Genomic DNA, 11,065 nt, shown 5'->3' on the forward strand with positions numbered 1-11,065 from the left:
GCATGCGGTGCGACCGCGGCGACCCTCGGCGGCACGGACCTGGTGCCGGTGGGCCGGTCCCGGCTGGGCGGCCCGCTGGCCCGCCGGTCCGCCGGCCCGGCTGACGGCCCGCTGGCCCGGCTAACGGCCCGCCGGCCCGGCTAACGGCCCGCCGGCCCGGCTAACGGCCCGCCGGCCCGGCTGACGGCCCGCCGGCCCGCTAACGCGGAACGGCGCCCACTGGGGGCGCCGTCCTGCGTCGTGTCGGGGGTGGGTCAGTCGTCGAGCCAGTCCAGGGAGCGGCGGTTGCCGCCGGCCTGGCCGCGGCTGCCCTGCGGCTCGCCGTAGCCGCCGCGCTGCTCGTAGTTGCCGTTGGCGCCGTCGTAGCCGTTTCCGGCGCGCGGAGGCTCGGGGACGCGCTCGTAGCCGTCGCGCTCGTAGCCGGCGGCGGGCTCGTAGCCGCCGCGCTGCTCGTAGCCGCCGCGGCCGGCGTACGGGCCGTCGTAGTCCGACTGGCCGTTGTAGCCGTTGCCGGCGCTGGGGCTGTAGCCGCCACCCGCGCTCGGGTAGCCGTCGCCACCGCCGCCGGGGCCGTAACCGCCCTGGCCGGCCGAGGGGCCGTAACCGCCGGCACCGCCGCCGCCCGGGCCGTAGCCGCCCTGGTCGGCGCCGTAGCCGTTGGCACCGTTGCCGTTGTACCCGCCGCCGCCGTAGCCGTTCGCGCCGGGCTCGGCGCCGTAGCCGTTGGCACCGGGCTCGGCGCCGTAGCCGTTCGCGCCGCCCGCGCCGTACCCGCCGCCGCTCTGGCCGCCCGCGTAGCCGTTGCCGGCCGCCGGCTCCCAGCGCTGGGTGGAGTCGGCGTACGCCCCGCCCTGCGCCCCGCCGCCGTAGCCGGGCTGGTCGTTGTACCCTCCGCCGCCACCGCCGGCACCGTAGTCCGGGCCGTACGGGTCGACCGCCGGGCGGGACGAGGGGCCGTAGCCCGCGCCCGCCGAGGGGGCACCCTGCGCGAAGCCGGCCTGGTCGTTGTAGCCGCCACCGGCGGCACCGTAGCCCGAGCCCGCCCGGGGCAGCGGCGCGCCGTACGGGTCCGGTGGCACGTCGTAGTCGTTGACCCGGCCGGGCCGCACGATCGCGGTCGCGTCGTTCGCGTTGCCACGGTTGATCATCGTGGGTGCGCCGCCCATCGCGCCGACCATCGTCGGGTCGGCCTGCGCCGGCCGGTAGCCGGGGCGCTGGCCCCCGCCGCCGCGCCGCGGGGCCGGCTCCTCCTCGAGGTCCTCTTCGTCGTCGTCATCGCCGCGGCGCCGCAGCAGCAGCACGATCGCCACGATGCCGAAGACGACCAGGAGCGCGCCGAGCGCGATCAGGATGTACGACGACATGCCGCCGCCGCTGTCGTTGGAGGTGTTCGCGGTGTTGGCCGCGCCCGGCGCCGCGGACTGCGAGTCCGCTCCGGCCGGGGTGCTCTCCTCCATGGTCGGCACCACCGGCGAGGCGGTCGAGCCGATCGGCACCAGCGCGAGCCGCTGCCCGGTGGCCGACTTGCCGGCCTGCACGGTGACGTCCTTGGAGGCGGCGTCGTAGCCGTTCATCGTCACGGAGATCGAGATGTTGCCCGGGGCGATCGGGTTGGTCTCGGTGCCGAGGAAGCGGAACCGGCCGGCGTCGTCGGTGGTGGCGGAGCGGCTCTTGCCGGCGCCGTCCTCCATGGTGACCGAGGCGCCCTTGAGGACCTTGCCGGTGGTCGAGTCGTTCACCGTGCCGGAGACTTCCTGCACGGTCTGGACCGCCGGCGCGGTCTGCGCGGGGCCCTTCAGGTTGACCTTGTAGCTGCCGCTGGCACCGCCGCCGGTGACCGAGCCGGCCTGGTCATTGAGGCTCTGGCCCGGCTGCAGGGTGCTCGGGCTCTTTGCCTGGAGCACGAAGGTCAGGTTCTTGGAGCCGTTCTGCGGCACGTCGACGCTGCTGCACGTAACGGTGGTGCCGCCCGGCGAGTCACAGCCAGCGTCGGCGGGGACCGACTTGATCGTGATGTTGCCGTTGGCCGAGGGTGCGGTGAACGTCACTGCCACACCGTCGGTCTTGTCACCTGAAAGCTGGACGACGACGTTCTTCGAGTCGCCCGGGTTCATGTCGAACGAACCGGGCTGCACGGCGATGTTCACCGCCGCGGCCGCGGGAGAGGCCAGCCCTGCGACCAGTCCACCCGTCACCAGTACGGCCGCCGCTCCAGCACGGAGCAGCAAGGCTCGTCGGTGGGTAGTCACGTCCACACCCCTCCGGATCTTGACTTTCACCCGAGCGTCTCTGCCGAGCATCTCTGTCGATGGTCCAACATGCGAGCGAGGCTCGCTTTGCATGGTGCGCCGCAGCAAACTATGCCTTGTCCACAGGGGTCGGCGAAAGGCGCAGGGTGTTGCGACCGGCCCACAGCCGGTCGTATCGTCCCGTCATGTCCACTCCGCACCGATATTCCGACACGGTGCAAACCGTCCTTGATGCGCTGGATGGTGGAATCGCTCCCGACCGGCTCGCGCTGCGTGACGCCGTGCGAGAGCTCCTGGCTGACCTGCGGTCCCGAGTTCCCGGCCGTTCGGTGGAGGTGCGGGTTCCTCCGTACGGCGCGATTCAATGCGTCGAGGGCCCCCGGCATACGAGAGGTACGCCACCCAACGTCGTGGAGACCGATCCCGCCACCTGGTTGGAGATCGCCACGGGACGGAAAACCTGGCATGAAGCAGTCAGCACTGGGAAGATCCGCGCCAGCGGGGTTCGGGCCGATTTATCGGCCTATCTACCCTTGTAACTCCGCAAAACGTACGGGACACTGATTACGAACAGCGCGCGAACTGTGGCTGTGCGTCATGCCAAATTCCTCGCGTACACTTTGGGACGCGAAGGCGACCGAATAACGGCGCCTATCAGGTCGGACTCCCCTCGACCCACACCGCCGACGACCCTCGGCAACTGCGACGACAGGAGCGGCAACGTGCCCCGAGGCGATGGCCGGTTGAGCCATGAGCTCGACCCCCAGCGTCCAGGTCCCCAGGACAAGTGCGGTGTGTTCGGCGTCTGGGCGCCGGGCGAAGAGGTCGCGAAGATGACCTACTACGGGCTGTACGCGCTACAGCACCGTGGGCAGGAAGCGGCCGGCATCGCGGTGTCCGACGGCTCCGGCGTGGTGGTCTACAAGGACCTCGGCCTCGTGTCCCAGGTCTTCGACGAGCCGACCCTGGCGAGCCTGCACGGCCACATCGCCATCGGCCACGCGCGCTACTCGACCACCGGCGGGTCCAACTGGGAGAACGCGCAGCCCACGCTGCGCTCGACCACCCCGGGCGAGGACCGCGGCGGCACCACGATCGCCCTGGCCCACAACGGCAACCTGGTCAACACGGCCGAGCTGGCCCGCCGCGTCGCCGAGCTCGGCGAGCCCGACCAGATGAACTCGACCAACGACACCGCGCTGGTCACGGCGCTGCTCGCGGCCCACCCCGACCGGTCGGTCGAGGCCGCGGCCCTGGACGTGCTGCCGACCCTGCGCGGCGCGTTCAGCTTCGTGTTCATGGACGAGGACACGCTCTACGCGGCCCGCGACGTCAACGGCGTCCGCCCGCTGGTCCTCGGCCGCCTCGAGCGTGGCTGGGTGGTGGCGAGCGAGACCGCCGCGCTCGACATCGTCGGCGCCAGCGTCGTGCGCGAGATCGAGCCCGGCGAGCTGATCGCCATCGACGAGCACGGCCTGCGCTCCAGCCGCTTCGGCACCCCGGACCCCAAGGGCTGCCTGTTCGAGTACGTCTACCTGGCCCGCCCCGACACCACCATCGTCGGGCGCAACGTCCACGCCGCGCGCGTGGCGATCGGCCGGACGCTCGCCAAGGAGCACCCGGTCGAGGCCGACATGGTCATCCCGGTGCCGGAGTCCGGCACGCCGGCGGCGATCGGTTACGCGACCGAGTCCGGCATCCCGTTCGGCCACGGCCTCGTCAAGAACGCCTACGTCGGGCGCACCTTCATCCAGCCGTCCCAGACCATCCGCCAGCTGGGCATCCGGCTCAAGCTCAACCCGCTGCGCGACAACGTGCGGGGCAAGCGCCTCGTCGTCGTCGACGACTCCGTCGTGCGCGGCAACACACAACGTGCGATCGTTCGTATGTTGCGCGAAGCAGGCGCGGTCGAGGTGCACGTCCGCATCTCGTCGCCGCCGGTCAAGTGGCCGTGCTTCTACGGCATCGACTTCGCCACCCGGGCGGAGCTGCTTGCCAACGGGCTCGACCTCGAAGGGATCCGCCGGTCGATCGGCGCCGACTCGCTCGGCTACGTGTCGCTGCCCGGCTTGATCGCGGCGACGGAGCAGCCCGCCAACCGGCTGTGCAGCGCGTGCTTCGACGGTCAGTACCCGATCGAGCTGCCGGCCGACAACGTGATCGGCAAGCACGTCCTGGAAGGTGTGGCGCGTGCGGCGGGGGCCGCTCCCACCACGACGGACGGTGGCGCGGTCAGCGTCGCCGCCAGTCCGGGCGGTTCGGGCGCACTGCTGCGTCCGTGATCCGCCCACCCATAGCAACATGCGGTGGCCGCCGCCGAGGCAAATCTAAGGGGAGAAAGTGACGCACGTGGATGAGCGCGCCGAGAAGGCCGGTGAGACCGGCCAGGGCAGCACCCCCGAGCGGCAGTTGTGGACCGCCGGCAACGGCAGGAGCCGCAGGCGCACCGTGACGTATGCCGACGCGGGCGTGTCGATCCACGCCGGTGAGAAGGCCGTCGAGCTGCTGCGCACCAAGGTGCACCGCACGCACCGGCCCGAGGTCATGGGTGACATCGGCGGGTTCGCGGGCCTGTTCCGGCTCGACCTGAAGAAGTACAAGAACCCGATCCTCGCCTCGTCGACCGACGGTGTCGGCACGAAGCTGGCCATCGCCCAGGCCATGGGCATCCACGACACGGTCGGCATCGACCTGGTCGCGATGGTGGTCGACGACCTGGTGGCCTGCGGCGCGGAGCCGCTGTTCCTGCTCGACTACATCGCCTGCGGCGAGGTCGTGCCGGACCGGGTCGCGGAGATCGGCGCGGGCATCGCCGACGGCTGCCGGTATGCGGGCTGCGCCCTGCTCGGCGGCGAGACGGCGGAGCACCCCGGCGTCATGCGCCCCGACGAGTACGACATCTCCGGCACCGGCGTCGGCGTGGTGGAAGAGGACGCGATCCTCGGCCGCGACCGGGTCGAGGTCGGCGACGTCGTCATCGCCCTGCGCTCCACCGGCCTGCACTCCAACGGCTACTCCCTGGTCCGGCACGTGCTGCTCGGCGCCGGCCGGATGCGGCTGGACAGCGTGATCGACGAGTTCGGCTCGCAGCGCACGCTCGGCGAGGAGCTGCTCACGCCGACCCGCATCTACGCGAAGGACTGCCTCGACCTCATCAAGGAGAGCGAGATCCACGCGTATGCCCACGTCACGGGCGGCGGTATCCCCGGCAACCTGGTCCGGGTCCTGCCGGAGCACGTCGACGCGGTCGTGGACCGCTCGACCTGGCGCCCGCAGCCCATCTTCGAGCTCGTGCGCACCAAGGGGCGCATCGAGGACATGGAGATGGAGAGCACCTTCAACATGGGCATCGGCATGCTGACCGTCGTCTCCGCCGAGGACGCCGACCGCACCCTGGCGTTCCTCGCCGGCCGCGGCGTGGACGCCTGGCAGGTCGGCGAGGTCATCGAGGGCACCGGTCAGGTGCAGATGGTCGGCTCGCACACCAGGGGCTGACGCGGCGTTGTCGGAATAGGCGGGATTGGAGAAGTCTCGCCTATTCCGATCTCCAGGTCTTACCGCAGCGAGACAAGAGACCTAGGCTGAACCGACACGTCCCTACGCCCAAAAGGAGGACGGGGCGGTGTCGTGGAACGGCATGCGGGGCATTTCCCCGGTCCCGAGCTATGTCGTGATGCAGCCCACGACGTTGTGCAATCTTGACTGCACGTACTGCTACCTTCCCTTCCGCGCCCGGGACAACCGGATGAGCCCCGAGGTCGCGCGCGCGGTGGCCGACTCGGTCAACGTCTGGGCCGCCGGCGATGACCGGTTCTCGGTGGTCTGGCACGGCGGGGAGCCCCTCGCGGCGGGCCGCCAGGCCCTCGCCGAGCTGATGGCGCCGTTCACGGGCGTCGAGCACCACGTCCAGACCAACGCCACGCTCGTCGACGACGCCTGGTGCGAGTTCTTCGCCGCGCACCGGATGCACGTCAGCGTCAGCGTCGACGGTCCGGCCGACCTGAACGGCCACCGTGTCGATCGGGCCGGCGCACCCTCGTACCGGCGGATCCGGCGCGGCATCGAGACGCTGCGGCGCCACGGGATCCCGTTCTCGGCGCTCTGCGTCGTGGGCGCCCCCACCCCCGGGCTCGCCACCCGGCTCTACGACTACTTCCTCGACCTCGGCTGCGACGTCCTCGGGATCAACATCGAGGAGCAGGAGGGGGTCAACGCCCGCGTCAACGACTTCGGCACCGAGGCGGTCCGCGCCTTCTGGGCGGAGCTCGTCGCGGCGTGGCGGCGCGACCCGCGCATCCACGTGCGGGAGATCGAGTGGACGCTGCGCTACGCCGGCGCGGTCCTGACCGGCGACGCCGACGACGTGCTGCCCGCGGCGCTCGACCCGATCCCGACGATCGCCGCCGACGGCCGGGTCTTCCTGCTCTCACCCGAGTTGGCGGGTTTCACCGACGCCCGGTACGGCGACTTCTCCTCCGGCAACGTCCTGCGGACGCCCCTGGCGAGCATCCTGGCCGGCGCGGCCGGGTCCGCCGACTGGGTGCCGGAGTACCTGCGCGGGGTGGAGGCGTGCCGGTCGACCTGCCCGTACTTCGGCTTCTGCGGCGGTGCGCATGCGGCGAACCGCTACTTCGAGCACGGCAGGTTCGACGGCACGCAGACGCGTCACTGCCGCAACAGCAAGATTTGCCTTCTGGAGGGAGTGCTGGACCATGCCGGAGCACGCTGACCCGGTCACGGAGCGCGTCCACGGAGCCGCTGAGGGCCTCCGTGCGCTGCTCGACGAGGCCGCGCTGGCAAGGGCCGCCCGCGCGGAGGCGAGTGGCGAGGACGGCGCCAGCGCCGTCTGTGCCTGGAACCATTTCGAGAACATCCCGACCTTCTACAACTGGAACAACCGTCCTCGTTGAGGGCCGCGCCAGAGGTGTCTGGATGTGCCTGAGCGCCCACGCGGTGCGCCGTCGAGAGAACGGCCACCGCGCGGGTGCCTCGGACACGACGCGGGCACGTGGGGTGTCCACGTGCCCGTCAGCCGGGTTGAGCGATGATCAACGACTCCGTGAGCGCCAGTCGCTGTCGCTGGAGGAGTCGTCGTAGTTACCGTCGTCCTCGTCGTCGGCCTCATCGTCGACCTGATCGCCAGATCCGGCGTAGTCGTCGTAAGACTTCGGGCTGCCCGCGAGCTCGCGCTGCAACGCGTCGAGGTCGGTGTTGGGGGAGTGGTACTTCAACTCCCTGGCCACCCTAGTCTGCTTGGCCTTCGCACGGCCGCGCCCCATGGCTCGACCCCCTCGCACAGAATTACGGGGCAGCCATTACCGGCAGGCCCCGACAACGTCAGGCATCTCTCGTGGCTCTTACGGTACATGTCGAGGGCACCTTTCGGCATCTCGCCCCTGCCGACCAATTCGGTGGCGTTGCTTACCCGACCGGTCTGGTTGGGTAAGCACCACCGTCGTACTGTGGTCGTCACGCTTACAGGAGGATCGTACGGAGCCTTCCGACGTCGGCCATCCGCCGTTCGGCGAGGCGATCCGCCGCGACCGCCGGTGGAACCCCCTCAGCCTCCGCGAGCTGCAGGATCTCCCGCGTGGTGTCGAAGATCCGGGCGGCCCGCTGCTGGGCCCGGGCGAAGTTGAAGCCCTCGATCTCGTCGGCCACCTGGATGACCCCGCCGGAGTTGACGACATAGTCCGGGGCGTAGAGGACGTCGCGCTCGGCGAGCATCTTCTCCACCCCCGGGTGAGCCAGCTGGTTGTTCGCCGCGCCCGCGACGATCTTGGCGCGCAGCACCGCCACGGTCTCGTCGTTGAGCGCCCCGCCGAGCGCGCACGGCGCGTAGACGTCGAGGTCGGCGGCGACCAGGTCCTGGTTGCTGTCGACCACGTCCACCTGCGGATACGTGCTGCGGACCCACTCCACCGCGCGCTCGCTGACGTCGGTCGCGACGACCGCGGCGCCGTCCTCGATGAGGTGCTCGGTGAGGTGCTTGCCGACCTTGCCGAGCCCGGCGATGCCGACCCGCCGGCCGGCGAGGCTCGCCGTGCCCCAGCGGTGCTCGGCGGCCGCCCGCATGCCCTGGAAGACCCCGTAGGCGGTAAGGACCGACGAATCGCCCGCGCCGCCGTGCGACTCGGAGCGCCCGGTGACGAACCTGGTCTCCTTCGCCACCACGTCCATGTCCTGCACATACGTGCCCACATCGCACGCCGTGTAGTAACGACCGCCCAGCGACTGGACGAACCGGCCGTAGGCGCGCAGCAGCGCCTCGCTCTTGTCCTTGTCCGGGTCGCCCCAGATCACCGCCTTGCCACCGCCGAGGTCGAGCCCGGCGAGCGCGTTCTTGTAGGCCATGCCGCGCGACAGGTCGAGGACGTCGTGCAGGGCGTCGTCCTCCGACGCGTAGGGGTAGAAACGGGTCCCGCCCAGTGCCGGACCGAGCGCCGTCGAGTAGATGGCGATGATCGCGCGCAGGCCGGACGGCCGGTCGTGACAGTAGACGACCTGCTCGTGGCTGGTGGTGAAGACACCCATGGATGCTCCTGTGTCGGTGGGGGCCGATCCTCGTGAGACGGCGCCTGTGTACCGACCCTAATACCGATGGCCGACGGTTTCGTGCGACGATCGGGCCGTGCCGTCGCTCTTCGCGTCATACCTGCGGGTATACGAGCCGCTGGCCGCCTTCGACCGCGATCACCAGTTGTACTGGCGTCGCTACGTGAAGGAGGGCCGGGCAGTCGCGCTGTCCGACGGTCCCGGCCGGCAGCGGACCTCGGTCATCGAGGCGCTCGGCGCGGGCTGGACCCGCCTGCCGGACCTGCCCGACGAGGCCTACGTCCTGGAGGCCGACGACACGCTGCTCGTCTGCCCGTGGAACCTGCGCATCCGGGTCGCCGAGGCAGCCCTGACCGCCCGCGACGGGGTGCCGAGCGTGATCGCCGACGCCTTCGTGCCGCCGGTCCTCGCCGGCCTGGCGCAGACCGTCGTCGACGACTGGCGCAGCGGCGACCACGTCCTGGAGCGCGGGCTGCCGCGGGTGCACGAGCAGGTCGCGACGTGGGGCGTGCCGCTGCGCTGGTTCGTCTTCGTCGACCTGGAGGAGCGGGAGCTGTCGCTGCGGCCGGGCCGGCGGGTGCTGCGCTACCGCACCGAGATCTCCAAGGCGCGCCGGCGGGCGCACCGGGCCTATGCGGTGCTGCGCCGCGCCATCGGCGACGCGCCGATCACCGTCGCGGTGGAGGAGACGGCGCGCTGGCTCGAGGAGTTCCACTCCCGGTCGATCGTTGAGCTGGACTACGGCGGCCTGGTCAACCTGCTCTCCGACGAGACGCTGATCGAGGACGACTCGCCGGGCCTGGTGGCGGCGGGACTGTCCAGCGTGGCGCGCGGCGACGCCGATGAGGCCACCGAGGTGTACGAGAAGCTGGTCGAGCGTTGGCGCGCCGTACAGCTGCTGGAGCGCTGCAACTAGCCGCAACGGACGGTGATCACGAGGGGCCTGGCCGCCACGACGGCCGGGTCCCTTCTTCGTGCTTCCCGCGGCCGGACCGGCATCGTCACAGGTAAATGTCCGGATCCCAACAGCCACGAACGGGTGTCACCCTTCGCAACCGAATCGCTCCACGGTGGTGTCCGTTATGGGTTATTGGGAGGACTTTGTGGGCTACCACTCACCCGGTCGGGTGAGCTAGATTCGTATCGACTCACCCACAGAGCGTCACAACCGGTCCCGCTTTATCCCATTTCGTGTCATCAAAATGGGAAAATTCACTTATTCATCATCCGTCCATACAGGGACCTTCAGCCGTTCGGCCCATGTCGGACATCGGGGACTAGCCGGACCATAGGAAACGCGTCGGCCGGCGGGACCCCGTCCGACGTTCCTGGGTACCTGTGGAGGAGTGACCGATGCCATCTCGCACGCATGAGCCTGAGCCGTTGCTAACGCCGGCTGAGGTCGCGTCGATGTTCCGCGTCGACCCGAAAACCGTCACCCGATGGGCGAAGGCGGGCAAGCTGAGCGCCATCCGCACCCTCGGCGGACACCGCCGCTATCGCGAATCCGAGGTGCGCGCCCTGCTCCAGGGACAGATCCCGCAGCAGCGCCAAGGCGACTGAGGCCGCAACCTTACCTCGCGCCTCCCTCCGGTGCCAAAACAACACGCTTGTTCCCGCGACGCGCTCGGATCGTCACCCCCCGGTGATCCGAGCGCGTTGCTTTGCGCGAAGGCCGCCGTTCAGTCCAGCGTGATCCGCACGCCGACCGTCGCGTCCTCGCCGCGCCGCTTGACGCTCATCCACACGAAGAGACGGCCGCGCAGCCCGTACTTCCGCTTGATCAGCTCCCGCGCCATCCGGCCGCCGTCCGGGCCGAGCACCGTCGCGTGCCCCGGCACCGCCTCGCCGGTCGGCACCCCGCGCACCGTGCACGGCGCGACGGTCACGCGGCCGTCCCGGCGGATCCGCTTCACCTTGCCCGAGTCGCCGACGGTCCAGATCACCAACGCGTCACCGTCCGGAGCCACCCAGACCGGTGTGGGCACCGGCGTCCCGTCGCGGCGGAACGTCGTCACCGCGATGTACGCTTCGTCGCCCAACTGCTTCGCTGCGCTCGTCATAGGCCACACCGTACGAGGTCCGCAACCCCGAGCGGGGACATCACACGCCCGGGTGACGGGGGGCTAGTCTGATGGTCCCAGCCCGAACCCTTCGGAGATCGTGATGAAGCTGTCGATCCTGATGCCGGTCTACAACGAGGAAGTCCGCGTCGCCGACGCCGTGAAGCAGGCACTGGACGTGGACTACCCGACCGAGAT

General features: G+C 70.5%; 10 protein-coding genes and 2 pseudogenes. 8 read left to right on the plus strand and 4 right to left on the minus strand.

Annotation, left to right across the window (positions count from 1 at the left end):
- Nucleotides 1–254: 254 nt before the first annotated feature.
- On the minus strand, nucleotides 255–2,195 hold the full coding sequence (locus OP18_RS42805; RefSeq protein WP_162189905.1) for a carboxypeptidase-like regulatory domain-containing protein: 1,941 nt from the start codon (nucleotides 2,193–2,195) through the stop codon (nucleotides 255–257).
- A gap of 239 nt (nucleotides 2,196–2,434) precedes the next feature.
- Here OP18_RS42805 and OP18_RS58890 point away from each other — a divergent pair, with 239 nt between their 5' ends.
- From OP18_RS58890 to amcA, 5 genes and pseudogenes are all read left to right on the plus strand, one after another.
- Entirely contained in the window at nucleotides 2,435–2,788 is a 354-nt protein-coding gene (locus tag OP18_RS58890; protein ID WP_081971588.1) for a sterol carrier family protein, read from the plus strand.
- Nucleotides 2,789–2,971: 183 nt separating this feature from the next.
- Complete coding sequence (gene purF, locus OP18_RS42810; RefSeq protein ID WP_033365005.1) at nucleotides 2,972–4,531, plus strand: amidophosphoribosyltransferase; 1,560 nt, start codon at nucleotides 2,972–2,974, stop codon at nucleotides 4,529–4,531.
- 58 nt (nucleotides 4,532–4,589) lie between these two features.
- Nucleotides 4,590–5,744: a phosphoribosylformylglycinamidine cyclo-ligase gene (gene purM / locus OP18_RS42815; protein ID WP_033365007.1), complete on the plus strand. Its 1,155-nt coding sequence runs from the start codon at nucleotides 4,590–4,592 to the stop codon at nucleotides 5,742–5,744.
- 142 nt (nucleotides 5,745–5,886) lie between these two features.
- Nucleotides 5,887–6,988, plus strand: a pseudogene (gene amcB / locus OP18_RS42820) (cyclophane-forming radical SAM peptide maturase AmcB); the annotation flags it as partial.
- Between the two features lie 36 nt (nucleotides 6,989–7,024).
- Nucleotides 7,025–7,159, plus strand: coding sequence for a multiple cyclophane-containing RiPP AmcA (gene amcA, locus OP18_RS42825; protein WP_389252899.1), 135 nt, complete (start codon nucleotides 7,025–7,027; stop codon nucleotides 7,157–7,159).
- A gap of 138 nt (nucleotides 7,160–7,297) precedes the next feature.
- Here amcA and OP18_RS42830 read toward each other — a convergent pair whose 3' ends face one another.
- The gene (locus OP18_RS42830; protein ID WP_033365009.1) at nucleotides 7,298–7,528 is read right to left on the minus strand and encodes a DUF3073 domain-containing protein; all 231 of its coding nucleotides are present in this window, start codon (nucleotides 7,526–7,528) and stop codon (nucleotides 7,298–7,300) included.
- Nucleotides 7,529–7,724: 196 nt separating this feature from the next.
- Nucleotides 7,725–8,783, minus strand: coding sequence for a Glu/Leu/Phe/Val dehydrogenase dimerization domain-containing protein (locus tag OP18_RS42835; RefSeq protein WP_033365010.1), 1,059 nt, complete (start codon nucleotides 8,781–8,783; stop codon nucleotides 7,725–7,727).
- 97 nt (nucleotides 8,784–8,880) lie between these two features.
- Between OP18_RS42835 and OP18_RS42840 the strand changes: the two genes are divergently transcribed.
- Both OP18_RS42840 and OP18_RS42845 read left to right on the plus strand, forming a co-directional pair.
- A complete protein-coding gene (locus OP18_RS42840) occupies nucleotides 8,881–9,720 on the plus strand; it encodes a DUF8083 family protein (protein ID WP_033365011.1) in 840 nt (279 codons plus the stop codon).
- Nucleotides 9,721–10,157: 437 nt separating this feature from the next.
- Complete coding sequence (locus OP18_RS42845) at nucleotides 10,158–10,367, plus strand: BldC family transcriptional regulator (protein ID WP_033365012.1); 210 nt, start codon at nucleotides 10,158–10,160, stop codon at nucleotides 10,365–10,367.
- A 119-nt stretch (nucleotides 10,368–10,486) separates the two neighbouring features.
- On the opposite strand, the gene OP18_RS42850 is transcribed toward OP18_RS42845, so the two are convergent.
- Nucleotides 10,487–10,867, minus strand: coding sequence for a PPOX class F420-dependent oxidoreductase (locus OP18_RS42850; protein ID WP_033365013.1), 381 nt, complete (start codon nucleotides 10,865–10,867; stop codon nucleotides 10,487–10,489).
- A 103-nt stretch (nucleotides 10,868–10,970) separates the two neighbouring features.
- On the opposite strand from OP18_RS42850, the pseudogene OP18_RS58155 reads away from it, so the two are divergent.
- Nucleotides 10,971–11,065 (plus strand): annotated as a pseudogene (locus tag OP18_RS58155) (glycosyltransferase); the annotation flags it as partial.

The sequence above is a fragment of the Dactylosporangium aurantiacum genome (assembly GCF_000716715.1).
In the GTDB taxonomy this organism is placed as follows: domain Bacteria; phylum Actinomycetota; class Actinomycetes; order Mycobacteriales; family Micromonosporaceae; genus Dactylosporangium; species Dactylosporangium aurantiacum.

Excerpts from the sequence above, each read along its gene's own strand:
- OP18_RS58890 (WP_081971588.1), top strand. The coding sequence starts at position 2,435 with ATGTCCACTCCGCACCGATATTCCGACACGGTGCAAACCGTCCTTGAT.
- OP18_RS42830 (WP_033365009.1), bottom strand. The coding sequence starts at position 7,528 with ATGGGGCGCGGCCGTGCGAAGGCCAAGCAGACTAGGGTGGCCAGGGAG.
- OP18_RS42835 (WP_033365010.1), bottom strand. The coding sequence starts at position 8,783 with ATGGGTGTCTTCACCACCAGCCACGAGCAGGTCGTCTACTGTCACGAC.
- OP18_RS42845 (WP_033365012.1), top strand. The coding sequence starts at position 10,158 with ATGCCATCTCGCACGCATGAGCCTGAGCCGTTGCTAACGCCGGCTGAG.
- OP18_RS42850 (WP_033365013.1), bottom strand. The coding sequence starts at position 10,867 with ATGACGAGCGCAGCGAAGCAGTTGGGCGACGAAGCGTACATCGCGGTG.